This is a genomic window from Kangiella sp. (assembly GCF_048265365.1).
Taxonomy (GTDB): Bacteria; Pseudomonadota; Gammaproteobacteria; order Enterobacterales; family Kangiellaceae; genus Kangiella.
In genome coordinates, this window is sequence record NZ_JBLXBT010000003.1 from 26,855 (window position 1) to 41,858 (window position 15,004).

Consider the following 15,004-nt stretch of genomic DNA (forward strand, 5'->3'; position numbering starts at 1 on the left):
CGTATGACGCAGACTTGATTTACAACGCACACCGTGTAAAGTCTCACCAAAATCACTCAAGGAATCGACATGGAAAACACCCGACCGCCCTACCCTAACTACGATGAGATCGCTTACGCGCCTCAGTTTGCCGCCGACTGCCTGGGCATCTCTCAGCGCGCATTGCGCCTGGTCGAAGACGAGCCAGGAATAGAGATTCGCCGGATCAATAGCGGCTCGGTTGCGCGTCGTGTGTACTCCCCTGCTGACCTGTTCCAGATCGCTGCCTTGCGCCGCAGCAAAGGTCTTACCCGGACGCTCAAGCGGCCGATGACGATCTCCACATACGTGCAGAAAGGGGGTACGGCCAAAACCACCAACTGCGTGAATTTGGCCATTTATTTGGGGTTCATGGGGCTGAAGGTCCTGATCATCGATAATGACCCGCAGAGCGATGCAACGGAGATGCTCGGCTACTATCCCGACCTCACCCCGGAAGAGCTGGAGGACCTTGGAATTCCTGCAGATCGCGGCGTAGACGGAAGCCTTGGCAACGTGCTGGGCATTCGTGGACTTTTCGCCCCCAAATCCCTCGATGAGATCATCAAAAAGCCTTTTGGTGAGTATGGGCCTCACCTCATCCCATCGGAGGAGCAGCTGGAAGAGCTGGAGATTGGCATCAACGCATCGCAGAACCACGACTACCGCTACGCCACCCTCATCTCGAAGGGGCTGAAAGGCGAGTTCCCCGGTGTGGACCTGCGCTCTTATGACGTGATTATTTTCGACAATGCCCCTACAGCATCCCTTATGACTCGCAACAGTCTTGTCGCTTGTGACTTGATTGTCTGCCCAATCAGGATGGATAAATTCTCCTCGCGCGCCCTCGCCCGCCTGGGTGACCGTCTTCGCGCTTCCCACGAGGAGTACGGTCGCACCCCGGCCGTAGCAGCCATTCCTACGATGTTTATCAAGAATCGCCCACGGGCCATGGAACACCTGGCGAAGCTGGAAGATGTTTTCCCTGGGTGCGTTACGGAATCGAAGCTGTATATGTCTGAAGACTACTCCAAGGCCCTCGAACTGGGCCTGCCGATCCTTACCTGGAAGGGTGCTTCTGACAATTCCGCTGGCGCCATGCGGTCTGTTTACAGTGAAATTCTTGATCGACTGATTGCGCTGAGCTAATCAGGTCACCACAACGGAGGTTCAGATGCCCAAGAAGGTGCGGCCTTTCGGCCAGGACCGGCCCTCGGTCGAGGAGTTGCAGCAACTGCAGAAGCAGGAGAGTGCAAGCAAGATTCCACCGGCGAGCCTTGGAGTCTCGCTTGACGACATTCTCAAGACAAAAGGTCAGCAGCAGTCCACTGATGAACATCCAGCAAGCGCTACCGCCCTCCCCCTGCATCCAAGTGCTGATGAGCACGCTGATCAGGGTGACGCGACCGTAGCCCCCCTTTCCCGCATTGTCGTCAATCCTGAGATCCAACCGCGCCTCGCGCGTACCGACGATCAGCAGGAGCGTCTTACGACCTCGATAGCTGTGGCTGGCAAGATCACCAGACCAGTTCTGGTTAGGATGCTGGATGACGGGAAGTTGGAGCTGCTTGGCGGCTATGGCAGGTACCGAGCAGCCGCAGATCTTGGCTGGATATCGATTCCAATCCGAATCATCGAAGCTGATGACGCCGAGGCCGAAATACTCGCAGTAGCCGACAACGAAGGTCATACCGACTTAACGGACTTCGAGAAGGGCCGGCAATACGCGAAGATCTTGAGCCGAGGCAAGATCAAGAATCAAAGGGCGCTAGCTTCTAGGCTTGGCGCAAGCCTAGCGTCCGTAACCCGTTGCTTGTCCTTCATGAAGCTTCCGCCCCAGGCGATTCAGTATCTCGAAACCCACCCTTCCCTGGTTGGCGGCCGCAGCATTGCTGACTTTGTAACGGCCGGCGAATCTCATCCAGATCTGGTTTTGCAGGCGCTGCATAAGATCGAAGAAGAAGGCATCAGCCAAGAAGCGGCGTTAAGGTGGATCGAGAAGACCATTAAGGACGATAGCAACAAGGAGAGATCTCCGAGCTTTAGCACCTCTGAATTGACGCTGGGAAATGGACGCGCTGCATCAATGACGGTCAGAAAGAACACGATCAGCCTGAAGCTTCCTAAGGACCTGGACATGAGCGCGGCTCAGGAAGTGATACGCAAGGCTATTGAGTCAATCCAGTAGCCAGCTCTATCGAATCCACCCCTGGCCCCGTTCATGACGGGGCCTTTTTGTTTCACCGTGAAACACAGGCCGTTATTATCGAGCGAGCCCTCACGCTAAGTGGCGAATCGCCACTCCTCAACAAGCAACCACCCTGCCCTACCCGCCTCGATCTGCTGTTGCCGTTGTTTCACAGTGAAACAGGACAGGTCGCATTCAGAACGCCCCCCCTTTGGGCGCCCCACTAGGTGATGCTGATGGTTCAGCAAGATCTGACATCTATCAGCATATAGAGCGAATGAGGCGCATCTATCGGCTGCGTGTTTCACCGTGAAACACTGTGATGCCCCCTCCTCTACACCGCGATGATCATGGGCGGCGTGAAATCAGGAATGCAGCCTTATCAATGTTTCACTGTGAAACATCATCATCGGCTGGAATTGCCGATGCTGCCAAATTGGATGCCGTCTGGCATAGCGCCTCAAGCGTGGACGGCCAGTTGCCGTATTGGCAGCGCTTTGAGCATGCGCACTCATAGTGAAGGACTTCGAGCGCAGCCGTTGCCATATCGGCCTGCATCCGACGACGCCAGGCGCCAAACTATTTTTTAAATCGACAACAAAGCTGCAGGATTCCAGCGCACGCAGCTGAAAAAAAACTCCAACATGTCCTCACTCACCACAAAGAGGACAGTCATGGAAAGCGCGCTGAAATTAGATGATGACGCCTTCACCCCGAAAGAACGCTGCGACGATCTGCGCCTGCCGCTGGGTTTGCGAGTAGGGCAGAGCACAATGAAATCGATCCTGGAAGATTTCATAGTCACGAGCGAGCAAGGGTACAGCTTCACGAACGGGCCTGTAGTAGAGGTCATATCGTCTAATGATCTGTACCCAGAGGTGCAACACATCCTGCTAGCCTTCGACGAAACGAGCACCCTTGATGCAGCCTGGCTGACGATGGACGCGGCAGATTTCGAGCGTCTTAAGGCAAATCTTTCGCAGGCACTGGAGGTAATGAACACCAACGACCCCATACGGGGTAGCAGGAGCGTGCTCTTCAAGCTAGACGATGGACAGCTAGAGCTACACGCGCCTCTGTTCAGCCAAGAAATGACTCTTGGCTACAGCACCAGAAAGTTTCATTTAGCAAAAATGTCTAAAACAACGCTTATATATGAGTAAATGAGTGAGGTGAGCGGAACGAACGGCGTACTAAAATATCAATATGATGTGCCAAAGATTCTTACGTGATGGCACAATGCCATCCGAACTTTTCGGAGGCGAGCATGCAACAGCCAACCAAAAACAGCACACAAATTTCTCATCGGGCGATCTCTCGATTCGAGAGCATGCGCTTGGCGGACACCATAACCCGTAATGACCTTATTGACGCTTCCACTGCTGAGCTGCACGCCGCCGTAGTGGAGCACTGGAGAAAATGCACACCCTGCGCGAAACGAGAACTCCTAGAATCCTGCTGCAGTCCCATCAGGGATAATGCCAAGTTAATGCAGAAAATATTTGATACCACCCAATCTGACATGATTCGCCTGGCCTGAAGGCACCCCACACAAGGTGGCCTTTCAAAGCTGAGCGATCACATCAGCCAGCGTGCCGCAATGTTGAAATTGCTGACTGAGCAAGAGGTTAGCCACCATGAAGAAAAAGTCAGAGCCTAGCGTTGTGCATTCATTCCCTTATTGGGTCGAACCGCCCGCGCCGGGACAAGATCTCCGAAGCATCGACTGGTGTGTAATGGAGGTCCTGTCTGATAAAACGCTGAGGATCGTCGAAACAAACCCCGATCCTAAGGAACTTGAAGCACTTATCTCAGCCCTTGAAAAAGAGGGGGTTTGACTGAGACGAACCAAAACTGACAATGAACATTCATAGAAGGCCGCTCCACGCGGCCTTTTTTTTGGCAGGAAACCTACCAGAAACTGGTAGGTTTAAAGCACCGGATCATGTTGATGACTGATAACGTAAGTCCATCACCTAGCCGGGCTCCGCATCATGGTCACACAGTACGAAATTCATCCTTACGCCAAGTTGTTCCCGATGATGCATGAGGATGAATACGTCTCATTCCGCTCCGATATCAGCACCAATGGCCTGCGACATCCTATCGTTCTGTTCCAGGGCAAGATCCTTGACGGTCGTAATCGTTATAGGAGCTGCTGTGATCTCGATATTGAGCCTGCGACGGAGGAGTACACAGGCGACGACGCGTTAGGCTTCGTGCTGTCGTTGAACCTCTATCGTCGGCAACTGAGCGTTGCGCAGCGAGCATTGATCGCAGCAGAGGTTTCCTCTCTGAAGGGCGCAGATGAAGAGGGGAGCATAACGATTGATGACGCAGCAACCATCATGGGCGTAAGCCCCAGATCCATTTCTTCAGCTTGCAAGGTCGTGCGCCAGGGCGTGCCCGAGTTGCTTGATGCTGTGAAGTCGGGCGAAATCAGTATTTCAGCTGCAGAAAGAATCAGTGGACTGGAAGACCAGGAACAAAAAACACTTTGCAACGATGGACCCAAAGCCATATGCAAAGCTGCGAAGCAAATGCGAGAGAAGAGCAGGCCGGCCCCCAAGGCTGCAAGTAAACCCATAACTCCAGCATCGCTAAGTGATGCAATCGAATCCAATCCTGCATCCTTCAATCCATCCACTTGTGATAGAGATTCCGCATCAGACGATTTGCTTCAACCAAAGGTGAAGTCTCCGTCCAGCACCGAATTGCTATTTGCACTGGCGAAGGATGCGATGGAGCAAGGCTATGAGGCAGAGACACTGGTGGGACAGATTCTGGATGAGGTAGAACAGGGTCTGGACATGCAACTACTATTGTTTACCTCTGAGGCCATGAGTCTTCTATACCCCCGTCTTAAAGCTATGTCGTTCAGGCGTTAAACCTCGCTTGGGTTGTTGCGGGTCCGTGGTTAGATAAAGCTGTACAGATAGAACGTACCGACCACACCAGTTGACATCAAAGAGGGCGAGTACCACTCGTGAACACAAATGAGCACATTTCAGCTGATACGCGGTAAGCTTTTCTATGCAGGCATATTTGCTTTCGGTATGCTTGCGACCTACGGATGCCTTACTCTTGTCGGGTTTGGCTCACACGCAAGCTAATTGCGCACACCCAACATAAGGAAGGAATAACGATGTCCCTCATCACTGAATACCGCCAAACCGAGGAAGCTATCAAAGAGCTTCAAGCCCGTCTGGCAAACATGAGCAATGATGAACGCCTGATCAAGGAGATGGAGTTCGAAGAGAAGTTGCGCAGTCTGATGGCCGACTACAACAAGTCTCTACGTGACATCATCGCAATCCTGGACCCCGATTCCCGGCAGCGTCCAGCTGCTGCGGTGCCCAAGAAGCGTGGAGAGCGTAAGGTCAAGACCTACGTGAATCCCCACACCAACGAATCAATCTCCACCAAAGGCGGCAACCACAAGACCCTGAAGGCATGGAAAGCCGAACACGGCAGCGATGTGGTTGAAAGCTGGGTTACCGAATGACCGTAAAGGTAAAACAAAAAAGCCAGCGCTAAGCTGGCTTTTTTGTTTCTATTCTTTCGCTGAGTTTCAGTAGATTTCAAATAACCTTATTGTGCTCGGCTACAAGCTCTTCCTCCTTGATCTCCCCGCTATCGAGCGCTACCTTTAGTGCTGCGTTAAGTTGTTTGGTCTTATGCATGTAGACCGCTGCCCCTCGACACATAGGGTTATCGCCACCGTCAGCAACGTCAGCGTGCTTGCGGCAGTTGGGGCGATAAAATAGGTCGCCTTTCATTTCAGACAGATGATGCCGGCGAATACTCAATGCTTCAGCATCACGGTTACTTTTCAGAAACGGGCACTCATTGCATATCTCTTTTACAGAGCAAATGTGCTTTATAATGTTTTCCATACAGGCTCTCCAGTCAATGCCTATATCGACTGTACGGCCAAGCTGCTATATCCCAAGCCATTGGGTTTCTGGCCATCTAGGATAGATTTAAGAAAAACCGGAGGGTTCCATGAATAGCTCAGTCGCACTCAATCAGAATCCAACTCTTGCCCAGATCAATCACCAGCTAATGCGCTTCAGCTTGCCAGTGATCCCGCGCGAAAAGATCCAGGTGGTTCTTGCTCATGCTGATCGCGGTAAGTTGATCGCCTCGCTCAACCAGCTCGATGACCCGAACGCATTGGAATATGTCAGATCATCGCTAACAGCCGCGCAAATACTGTCGGCCAATGAGGAAGATGATCAAGGTGGTATGGATGGCCAAACTAACGATGATGACCAGGGCCGTAGCCAACGTGACGAGAACAATCTGCTGAGTGATCGTGCGAAGTTCCACGTCTACGGTGGCAAAGCCGCGCTATGCTTTGAAGCCGATGTTACCCGTGGTGGGGTGCCAACCATTGCACTCGATGCTGCAAGTGCAACGGGACCGCGATCCTACAACTGGGGGCAGAAAACTCGCATTCAAATGACGCGCGCTGAGCTACCCGTGGTTGCGGCCGTACTGCTTGGCGCTCGCCAATCCTGCGAGTTCTCTTCTCACGGTGCCGATAAAACGAAAGGCTTCTCTATGGAGCGCCAGGGTACTAAGGTGTTCACGAAGGTCTTCGAGAAGGGCGGGGGTGTGAAAGCTGTACCGATTGAGGCTGCAGACGCCTTCTTTGTCACGAGCTTGTTTCTCTTGCAGATCCGTAAGATCTCTCCATGGTTGGATGCCAGTTCAGCTATCGCACTGGTTCGCTCAACAATGCACATGCAGCAGGCTACCTGATGCATGGTGCAACGCCGACCTAGCTACTTTTGGCACGCTGCTGCAGATGCAGCTGCTGCTCATTGCCTCGGTCAGAGAATTGAACCCGCCATTACCCAGCTCCGGCCTACAGCCACAGTCATCTACATGACGGCCACCATCGCTCAAATGGAGGCCTCCCATGAGATGCCTATCTAAGCCTGGCATTAAGCAGCCTCTTGCTGCTCTCTGGTACCCAGCAAGAAATCGTTCCACTGCTGCATAAGCAGCCGGCGTTTATCGATCAACTCCGCGCGGTTGTACGCAGCTTCTACCCTGTCACTCAAACCGTGCGCCAAAGCCATTTCGCAGACCTCTCGGGGGAAATCGGTAGCGTCTGCCGCCCACGTCCTGAAGGTCGAGCGGAACCCATGCGGGACGCAATCACCGGCCTTTATCTTCTTCAGCACGCGGCCCAACGCATTCCCCGCCAAAGGGCCTGAGCCGCGACCCTTCTTAAAAACCCAGACTGGATCGAGCCCTTTCACACTGTCGAGAACGTCGATCATTGCCTCGGTGAGCGGTACCCGATGTGTTACCCCAGACTTCATGCGCTCTGCAGGGATCGTCCAGATCCGCTCTACAAAATCAAACTCATGCCATTGGGCATTACGGACCTCACCGCTTCGGCAGGCAGTGAGAATCACCATCTCCATTGCGCGGGCAGCACTCCCATCCAGGGTGATGAGATCGCTGTATAGCCCGTGGATCTTCTGCCAAGGGTAGGCGGGGAAGGGCCGCTTACTCTTGGATTGCCTGGCCAGCAGCTTGTCGAGGTGGCCACGCCAGCGGGCCGGATTCTCGCCCTCACGCAGCCCCTTGGCTTTGGCAGCATCCAGAATCAGCTCGATGCGATTGCGGACCAGCTTTGCGGTAGCTGGAATCTGCAGCCAGATGGGTTCGAGAACAGCCAGGACGTTATCGGTGTGTACATCGCGTGGGTGCAGCATGCCGATAACATTGAATACGTGATTCTCCAGGCTCGATTCCCAATCCTGAGCATACGCCGGGCTCCAAGAGGCAGAGTGGGTCCTGACGTACTGCTTGGCTTCAGACTTGAACGTCTTTCCCGCCTTTTTGCTGGCAGCCGATTTCTGGCGAATGGCGTAGCGCTGGTCCAGCGGATTTTTCCCCTGCGAGATCGTCACTCGCTCAGCGTCGGCGGCAAGCCGGGCATCACGCAGAGAGAGGGCAGGGTAGGTACCCAACGAGATGTCGTGCCGATCCCCGTGGAATGAATATCGGAACACCCAGCTTTTCCGCCCTGTCTCCGCGATACGCAGTATCAAGCCCCGCCCATCCTGATAGGCGCCGGGTGTGGTCGTGTCCTTCACAAACTTCGGGGTCAGTTTGCTCATGGTTCGATTCCAAGGAAGGTTTCAAGTTGCGGCTTGGCCGGGTGGCTGAAGCCTGCCTGCCAGCCGGCGAGCGTGTCGGAAGATCCGTGCGCACCAACCGGGCAGCCCAGCCAGGCGCGGACAAAACCTGCACAGCGGTTGCCTGTGAACCCCTCGGACTCAGCGAACGCACCGATGGCTTCGATGACCAGGTGAGCGACTGCATCCTTTATGAACAACGGACGCTGCGATGCGCTGAGGTATATCGCGCGCACCTCCATCTCCGCGCGCACCTGGGTGAAGTCCTGATCCAAGGCCATGCTGATGGCAGCTGCGCATATGCCGTCCTCGATCACTGCACTGACGGTTGCAACTACTGATTCCATGCTGATCCTTTTATGCAAAATTCAAATCTCGGCACCGCAGGGCCAGCAGCAGGGTCAGATTTCACGCTTTGTACGCAGATATAGTATCTGCGTACAATCGAGCTGTAGAGCGCATATTTACGGCCTATTGGCCGTTCCGGCTCAATCTGTCCCACAGCCTCTCCCACATTTACACCTGATAGACGTGACGGGCGCCGTTCGGCATCAGCTCGATCATGGTCAACCGACCGCCCTCAAAGCAGGCGCCAGTGTCGAGGTAACAGACGTTGCCAAGGGTTTTGACCTGATCGACCCGCGTGTGGCCAACGAACACCGCCTCAACATTGCGCACCAGGGAAGCGTCGAGTTGCTGGTAGCGCTTTCGGCTCCAGATAGCCTTGGAGGCGAAGTGGGCGCACACATTGTTGCCCCACTCACCACAAAGTATTTCCTCAAAGTGGGTCCAGTCGTGATGCGGGCATTCGGCATGAACTAATCCGTATTTCTTTCCGCACGGCCCAATAAACGAAAGTGCAACTGGAAGCTTATTTAAAAGCCTTGCGACCATACTTCGCTCAAGTACGTTTAATTCATAAAACCAGTCGCCACCATTATTGATATGACCCGGCGCATCACCTTCTAAACCTGCGTCAATACACCACTGATCATGATTCCCGCGCACAGCGATGAAGCCTTGCTGGCGAGTCATCAATGCCATTCGGAGTGAGAGAGGTCCACGATCAACCAGATCGCCAGCAGAAAAAATCCTGTCAGAATCCCAGTCAAACCGCGCCATGCAGAGCAGTTCATTGAGCTTTTCAGCCTCTCCGTGAAGGTCACCAACCACGAAATCGCGACCAGCATGATTGGCACCGAACTGATGATAGAGCCCATTACCGGAGACAACTGGCGTCCGACCGACCATTGTTTTTCCCACTGAACATTTATCTATAGACTCTATCCCAGGTCCGCCATAACCCAAGCCCCCCCAAAAAAAAAGACCTGCAGAGGGCAGGTCTTGTTTTGTAACTCTTTCTTCATGCGTCCTACAACATGAGGTTGTTGCGCTCGTAGTAGAACGAAAGAATCCACTTGGCGTACTTTTCTGCGTCATTGGCACAGGAGTCCAATGTTTCAAGTGCACTCTTTAGAACATTCACGCACGGGGTCAATGCAAATTGCTCAACAAGATTGGCAATGCGCGCACGAATCTGACGAATAATCATCAGCGCACTTTCTACACGCGGAGCGTCTTGTACAGTGAGCACTTCTGAAAGATTGTAGAATTTCCACAATAAAGCTCTTTGCTCTTGGGCAAGGTCCATCCAACCCCGGAGCGCCGCGTGCATTTTTACTTGGTCATTACCATCGAAGCGCAACAGCGTGTCAAAATTAATCTCTTCACTCACCAGCATACCCACCTCATATCAATTCAAACTCTAACGCCAACAATATAACAATAATCGAATTAGTCAAACCTTTAATTTACCGATTATAGTGAGCAGCTGCAGACTCCATTCGCGCCTGTGCCACAGCGCTTAGCTTCGCAGTGGGCTGAGCAATCAGTCGTTCTAGCCCGATTTCTTCGCCGGTATCTTCACACCATCCATACTCATCATCTTTGATTGCCTGGATAGCTCGTGTAATTTCGGCACTCTGCGCATTCAAACGCTCCAAGGTGCGATAAAGCGTGTTTCGTTCTTCTTCGATAAGGCCTTGATCTAACGCGTCCGCTGCAATGCCAAGGCCTGCCAATGCTTCTTTGGCAGCACGCGCTGAATCAGCCACTTCTCCAAGGCGAGCCCGCAGCACGCCCTCGAAGAATTCTTTCTGTGCTGGGTTCATATAGTCGCCACCCGGAACGCGATTGATAGTGAAGCTGCTCATATGACATTTCCTTCTTTGGATATTTTTTCCTGTTTGTGTGCCCGATACATATAGATCCAAATCAGTAACTGAGTGATGATACTGACGGCATTCCAATGACTCTGTGATCTGACCGCACCATAAAGAGCGATCATCAGGTACAGCACAAGTAGCCAATAAAACCATTTCATAAAGCACCGATATTTCTCTTAGCCCAATATCTGCGCCTATCCGCTGATAGGCGCGATAAGTCGTGCTCGATTACAATGATCGAGCTTTGGCGAATCCCAATTCTTAGCGCTTAGTTGCCTTGAGAAGGAGCACGCTTATAGACGTACCGGCAAATGCGTTCTCGATTGGCTGCGAAAACTCAAGGTCGAAGCCTGGAAGGAGATCCGCAGCCTTGCCGCGAGCACTCAGAGGGAGCACCGCACCAATACGCCCGCCCTGGGCTACCAGAGTGCCCGCATGCTGCAGATGCGCCTGCCAACGCCCCTCGCCATAGGGTGGGTTCATCGCGATCACAGAGAAGGCATCACCAGGGCTCCAGGCGAGGAAATCGCCCTCGATGACCTGATGTCCCTTCTTGCGCAGGATTTCGCAGTGCAGGGGGCTGATCTCTACGCACCGGGTACGATCCTTCGGTAGTAGATCCGCAATGCCTCCTTGACCAGCCTGAGGCTCACACACGGTATCCAGCAGGCCGATATCCAGCCAATCCACCAGTTGGCGTGCTACCGCCTCGGGGGTGGGGAAGAATTGATGTGACCGCTGGTCCGGCAGGACCCCCAACGCGGCAGTTTCGTGGATCAGGTCCAGTGCATCAAAATCGAACTGCCAATACGTGATCCTGGGTTGTTCCGCGCATGGCGTCAGCACGCCGCCGAGCGCCTGCATGACGGCTCCGACCTCGGCCCGTAGATGCTTGCTGTGCTCACGGCAGGAGAAGGGCAGGGACACCGCGTTACGCACCGGAATGTAGTCGTATTCGCGACGGAAGCTTTCAGACTTAACCATCTTCTTGAAAGGCTCGATCTGGGCCAGCAGAGCCCCTACCGCATTTGAAAATGGCCGATCAAACAGTGGCCTGTTCTTGAATGTGCCTGTAGGTGCCCGCTTCGGCCGCTTGCGGAACGATTCAGGTATGGCTGCAGGGTGCAGATAAGCAAGGATGCTATTGAGCCGATACGCCATCTCAGGATGCACATCCAGGTGAGCTGTGCCCACCTTGAACGCCTTCACCCGAAATGCGCCGGCGTCCGCTTCGATCCACTCTCCAGACGCCGCGCGAGCGGTCTGCAGTAGTCGTCCCGTTGAAGATCGGCAGGGATCGTCGCGACCCATGAATTTCGCGATCACCATCCGCAGGTCGTGGATATACCCCTCGCGATCATGCGACGTGCTTCCCCACTCGTTGAACACGCCACTCATGATCATGCGCTTGGAGAATCCCTCTGGAACATTCGTTACGTGCTGACGCGATAGTCCCTTGAATATTCCATCTACCCGCTCAGCCAAGAACTCGGCTCTCCGAGCCTGCAAAGAAATGATCGTGCTCCGAAGATTGTCGATATTAAAATCCGGCATATCACGTTCTGGGTTCTGGCCCTTTACATAATTATGGTCACGCCAGGCGTTCAGGATTTCATTCCACTGATTACGGCGCTCCTGCGGCATATAGTCCATCAGGTCCGTTTCCCGCAGCGCTTTATCCCAGTATGTGGCTTCCAGCTCAAACAGGGCGCCTTGGAGTTGAAATATCTCGGAGAACGAGTTTGTGTGACGAAGACTTGCCGAGTGGCCGTACTTGTCTTTACTGTTCCCATTGAAAAAGTAGTGCATAACACCCGAGACATTCTCTTGGGTGTAGATAGCATGCACTTCCAATATCTTTCTCTTGGTTGCCTCATAAGCTGAGACAAGGGAGGAGAATCGGTCGAAAGCGACCGGAGCATAAAACGTATCAATAATATCGGCAGGTATTACTTCTGGCTCAGTGGCGGGTATGTTGTTTAACATGGTCATCACCTATAAGGAAATGACCAAATTGTCCCGCGCGGGCTTAAATACCCAAATCAGCGCTACCTAACTTTCGGGCTCAGCAATGATATCGTTCATGTCTTGCTCAAGGTCCTCAGGGGGAAAATTCCCATTCTGGAACTGGAGCGTCATTTGATCGAGCAGTCTAAAGTTGAATTTAATTGCCTTAACTGTCCGGTGCTCTTTTATTAACTCGTAGTCCAGTTCCATGCTGCATTTATTGCGCAGCTCTTTCACTGAAGCATCGATTACACGACTGCGCAGATTACTAAAGCGCTCATAGGCATCGCCGAGCTGAAGGCGCCGGCGCAGCTCCTCAACTGTGATGTAAAGCCATCCTTTCGACTTGTACTGCATCAGCATCTCAAAGAGTCGAAAGCTATAGGTTGATTCGATGCCGGAAACACGCCAAAGGTCGTAGGACGTGTAATGGCCGATCAGCCTGGAGAGATATGGCTTAACGGTCGTGGAGAAAAGAAGCTCTACCCGGCCTTCGCCTTTGACATAGGTGCAGCGCTCAACCCAGCGGACCTCGTGGATCGCCCGGCCTTTGCCTGTCCCGGTGATGGAGGTGATCTTGGCGTTGAACAGCTGCTTGGCGGCGTCCTGGAGCTGGGTGTAGGCATCGCTCTTGTTGACCGTGTACCGGCTCATGAAGTCGTGCGCGGTGACTACGATCCCGTTGGGCATGGGCTTGCGCGAATCGATCTTGGCAATGGCCAGCAGGATCAGCCGCTGCTCAGCCACGGACAAGCGATAGGACGCGCCCACCAGATCGTTGTGCTTGGAGACAACGTGAGGCGAAATCATCGTTTCATTGCTGGTGTCGCTGTCTAGCTCAGTGGCGACGTTATCAGTCGTGATGATGTCTCCCATGCCTCAATCCTGGTCAAAAGTCATTCAGGGTGTTGAGCATAAAGGCCTTTCCCGGAAACCCCAACCGACCATCCTGCAGATATCTCGCACGGTGCCGGCAGGTAATGGAATCTTTAGTCATGACAGCTTGATACGGGTGATCTTCTCGACCTGGAATCTGTAGGCATGAGGATTTCCTGAGGTCATTTCAGCATGGAATCTGTAGTCATAAGGCCACGCCGCCCTGGTTGGGAACATGGAATTTGTAGTCATGACACGTTCCAGCCCGCTCATTTCGCATGGAATCTGTAGTCATGACGCCGAGAGAGGGAGTTTTTCCACCTGGAATCTGTAGTCATGAAGCCTGGAATTTGTAGTCGTGAGGGCTTCGAAGCCTCGCTTATGACATGGAATCTGTAGTCATGAGCCCGTTCGGAGCGCTGCCGAACATGGAATTTGTAGTCATGAGGCCGCCCCCATCGACCGATCTGCGGCTCAAAATCGTGACATTGATCATGCTCACAGCATGGAATTTGTAGCTGTGAGACCAGCGGGACAATCGGAAGTAGCTCAAGGTTCCGATAAAAGGAAAACTGATTGAAGATCAATGATTTAGCGGCCTTCAGTGGTGCCGAAAGCTTAAACCTACAAGAAAAGCGTAAGATTGAGCCTTGCAAATTGGTTGTTTTGTTGTAGCCCTGACCTCGCCCCTTCACCCCCCGTTCGCACCTGCCTGTGGATAGCGCATGGAATCTGTAGCACGAAGCATGGAATCCGTAGTCATGAGGACTGGAATCTGTAGGCATGAGACATGGAATCTGTAGTCATGAAGGTGGGAATCTGTAGTCATGACCCTTCTGAAACCCGCATGGTAGAAGGGCTGGAGCGTTCCGATAAAGCTTTTAAAAACAAGCCATAAAACAAGAAAAAAAGATTTAAAAGGGCAGGCGGTTGTGGACAAGGCGGGATCGAGCCCCGGCCTGGGGCCTGATACCACGACTCCCACCTCCTGCGAACCAACTTTGCCAGCTAGCAGCGACAGGGCATCCCTACCAGGGGAAGAGCGGACCTTGGCTGCTCGCACCTCTGATCTGGCAACTATGGAGCACGCAAATTTGCGAGCAACGAATGCTGCTTTGCATGCAGGTACCCAGTGAAATCAGAATCCCTGACCCAAACCGAGTAGGGCGATCAGAACAGCGCCAACTGACCGCACATCGGAGCGATGTCAATCCACGTTTCACCGTCAACCTTGAAGCCGAACGCCATCAGTGCGGCAGCGCAAGCTTCACCGGACACAAACCCAGCCGCTTCGGAGGACTCCGCGGTTGCCAGCAGCACCTGACCGCAGACATGTGAGGGGAAGACACCGACATACATCATGTGTCCGCCATACGCCTGCCAGCTCGCCACGTATGGCCGCTGCCCACTAACACGCTCAATGTTCATCTCGGTGCTTCCTGGTTCGGCAATCGGATCAAATCCACACGTTTAGGATCTTCCCCGCCATCTGGGAAGAACAGGTTGAACTCAACGATGGCAGTGATCCC

Annotated in this window: 16 protein-coding genes; 6 read left to right on the top strand and 10 right to left on the bottom strand. The window is 53.3% G+C overall.

Annotation, left to right across the window (positions count from 1 at the left end):
- The first annotated feature begins 69 nt into the window (after positions 1-69).
- The 5 genes from ACN0VI_RS13025 (at position 70) to ACN0VI_RS13045 (ending at position 5,711) form a co-directional block, all read left to right on the top strand.
- Positions 70-1,167: a ParA family protein gene (locus ACN0VI_RS13025; protein WP_044314870.1), complete on the top strand. Its 1,098-nt coding sequence runs from the start codon at positions 70-72 to the stop codon at positions 1,165-1,167.
- A gap of 25 nt (positions 1,168-1,192) precedes the next feature.
- Positions 1,193-2,206: a ParB/RepB/Spo0J family partition protein gene (locus ACN0VI_RS13030; protein ID WP_417447075.1), complete on the top strand. Its 1,014-nt coding sequence runs from the start codon at positions 1,193-1,195 to the stop codon at positions 2,204-2,206.
- A gap of 674 nt (positions 2,207-2,880) precedes the next feature.
- Positions 2,881-3,369: a hypothetical protein gene (locus ACN0VI_RS13035; RefSeq protein ID WP_417447076.1), complete on the top strand. Its 489-nt coding sequence runs from the start codon at positions 2,881-2,883 to the stop codon at positions 3,367-3,369.
- 831 nt (positions 3,370-4,200) lie between these two features.
- Complete coding sequence (locus ACN0VI_RS13040; protein WP_417447077.1) at positions 4,201-5,094, top strand: hypothetical protein; 894 nt, start codon at positions 4,201-4,203, stop codon at positions 5,092-5,094.
- Between the two features lie 257 nt (positions 5,095-5,351).
- Positions 5,352-5,711, top strand: a complete 360-nt coding sequence (locus tag ACN0VI_RS13045) for a histone-like nucleoid-structuring protein, MvaT/MvaU family (protein WP_417447078.1) — start codon at positions 5,352-5,354, stop codon at positions 5,709-5,711.
- 76 nt (positions 5,712-5,787) lie between these two features.
- Here the strand turns inward: ACN0VI_RS13045 and ACN0VI_RS13050 are convergent, their stop codons facing one another.
- Positions 5,788-6,102, bottom strand: coding sequence for a hypothetical protein (locus tag ACN0VI_RS13050; RefSeq protein WP_417447079.1), 315 nt, complete (start codon positions 6,100-6,102; stop codon positions 5,788-5,790).
- Between the two features lie 109 nt (positions 6,103-6,211).
- On the opposite strand from ACN0VI_RS13050, the gene ACN0VI_RS13055 reads away from it, so the two are divergent.
- Positions 6,212-6,973, top strand: a complete 762-nt coding sequence (locus ACN0VI_RS13055) for a hypothetical protein (protein WP_279648788.1) — start codon at positions 6,212-6,214, stop codon at positions 6,971-6,973.
- A 185-nt stretch (positions 6,974-7,158) separates the two neighbouring features.
- Here ACN0VI_RS13055 and ACN0VI_RS13060 read toward each other — a convergent pair whose 3' ends face one another.
- The 9 genes from ACN0VI_RS13060 to ACN0VI_RS13100 all read right to left on the bottom strand — a co-directional run bounded on the left by ACN0VI_RS13060 (position 7,159) and on the right by ACN0VI_RS13100 (position 14,903).
- Positions 7,159-8,349: a tyrosine-type recombinase/integrase gene (locus tag ACN0VI_RS13060; protein WP_417447080.1), complete on the bottom strand. Its 1,191-nt coding sequence runs from the start codon at positions 8,347-8,349 to the stop codon at positions 7,159-7,161.
- Positions 8,346-8,714, bottom strand: a complete 369-nt coding sequence (locus ACN0VI_RS13065; RefSeq protein WP_417447081.1) for a hypothetical protein — start codon at positions 8,712-8,714, stop codon at positions 8,346-8,348. The genes ACN0VI_RS13060 and ACN0VI_RS13065 overlap by 4 nt, the downstream gene beginning before the upstream one ends.
- 169 nt (positions 8,715-8,883) lie before the next feature.
- Positions 8,884-9,618 (bottom strand): metallophosphoesterase, encoded by a 735-nt coding sequence (locus tag ACN0VI_RS13070; protein WP_417447082.1) that lies wholly within the window; start codon positions 9,616-9,618, stop codon positions 8,884-8,886.
- A 121-nt stretch (positions 9,619-9,739) separates the two neighbouring features.
- Positions 9,740-10,102, bottom strand: a complete 363-nt coding sequence (locus ACN0VI_RS13075; protein ID WP_417447083.1) for a hypothetical protein — start codon at positions 10,100-10,102, stop codon at positions 9,740-9,742.
- A gap of 76 nt (positions 10,103-10,178) precedes the next feature.
- On the bottom strand, positions 10,179-10,580 hold the full coding sequence (locus ACN0VI_RS13080) for a TraR/DksA family transcriptional regulator (RefSeq protein WP_063542199.1): 402 nt from the start codon (positions 10,578-10,580) through the stop codon (positions 10,179-10,181).
- Between the two features lie 273 nt (positions 10,581-10,853).
- Complete coding sequence (locus ACN0VI_RS13085; protein WP_417447084.1) at positions 10,854-12,578, bottom strand: DUF4942 domain-containing protein; 1,725 nt, start codon at positions 12,576-12,578, stop codon at positions 10,854-10,856.
- A 66-nt stretch (positions 12,579-12,644) separates the two neighbouring features.
- A complete protein-coding gene (locus ACN0VI_RS13090; RefSeq protein WP_417447085.1) occupies positions 12,645-13,475 on the bottom strand; it encodes a replication initiation protein in 831 nt (276 codons plus the stop codon).
- A gap of 117 nt (positions 13,476-13,592) precedes the next feature.
- Positions 13,593-13,727, bottom strand: coding sequence for a hypothetical protein (locus ACN0VI_RS13095; RefSeq protein WP_417447086.1), 135 nt, complete (start codon positions 13,725-13,727; stop codon positions 13,593-13,595).
- 918 nt (positions 13,728-14,645) lie between these two features.
- The gene (locus ACN0VI_RS13100; RefSeq protein WP_279648782.1) at positions 14,646-14,903 is read right to left on the bottom strand and encodes a hypothetical protein; all 258 of its coding nucleotides are present in this window, start codon (positions 14,901-14,903) and stop codon (positions 14,646-14,648) included.
- Between the last annotated feature and the right edge of the window lie 101 nt (positions 14,904-15,004).

Coding starts and splice junctions, on each gene's coding strand:
- ACN0VI_RS13025 (WP_044314870.1), top strand. CDS start 70: ATGGAAAACACCCGACCGCCCTACCCTAACTACGATGAGATCGCTTAC.
- ACN0VI_RS13030 (WP_417447075.1), top strand. CDS start 1,193: ATGCCCAAGAAGGTGCGGCCTTTCGGCCAGGACCGGCCCTCGGTCGAG.
- ACN0VI_RS13035 (WP_417447076.1), top strand. CDS start 2,881: ATGGAAAGCGCGCTGAAATTAGATGATGACGCCTTCACCCCGAAAGAA.
- ACN0VI_RS13040 (WP_417447077.1), top strand. CDS start 4,201: ATGGTCACACAGTACGAAATTCATCCTTACGCCAAGTTGTTCCCGATG.
- ACN0VI_RS13045 (WP_417447078.1), top strand. CDS start 5,352: ATGTCCCTCATCACTGAATACCGCCAAACCGAGGAAGCTATCAAAGAG.
- ACN0VI_RS13050 (WP_417447079.1), bottom strand. CDS start 6,102: ATGGAAAACATTATAAAGCACATTTGCTCTGTAAAAGAGATATGCAAT.
- ACN0VI_RS13055 (WP_279648788.1), top strand. CDS start 6,212: ATGAATAGCTCAGTCGCACTCAATCAGAATCCAACTCTTGCCCAGATC.
- ACN0VI_RS13060 (WP_417447080.1), bottom strand. CDS start 8,349: ATGAGCAAACTGACCCCGAAGTTTGTGAAGGACACGACCACACCCGGC.
- ACN0VI_RS13065 (WP_417447081.1), bottom strand. CDS start 8,714: ATGGAATCAGTAGTTGCAACCGTCAGTGCAGTGATCGAGGACGGCATA.
- ACN0VI_RS13070 (WP_417447082.1), bottom strand. CDS start 9,618: ATGGTCGGTCGGACGCCAGTTGTCTCCGGTAATGGGCTCTATCATCAG.
- ACN0VI_RS13080 (WP_063542199.1), bottom strand. CDS start 10,580: ATGAGCAGCTTCACTATCAATCGCGTTCCGGGTGGCGACTATATGAAC.
- ACN0VI_RS13085 (WP_417447084.1), bottom strand. CDS start 12,578: ATGTTAAACAACATACCCGCCACTGAGCCAGAAGTAATACCTGCCGAT.
- ACN0VI_RS13090 (WP_417447085.1), bottom strand. CDS start 13,475: ATGGGAGACATCATCACGACTGATAACGTCGCCACTGAGCTAGACAGC.
- ACN0VI_RS13095 (WP_417447086.1), bottom strand. CDS start 13,727: ATGACTACAAATTCCATGTTCCCAACCAGGGCGGCGTGGCCTTATGAC.
- ACN0VI_RS13100 (WP_279648782.1), bottom strand. CDS start 14,903: ATGAACATTGAGCGTGTTAGTGGGCAGCGGCCATACGTGGCGAGCTGG.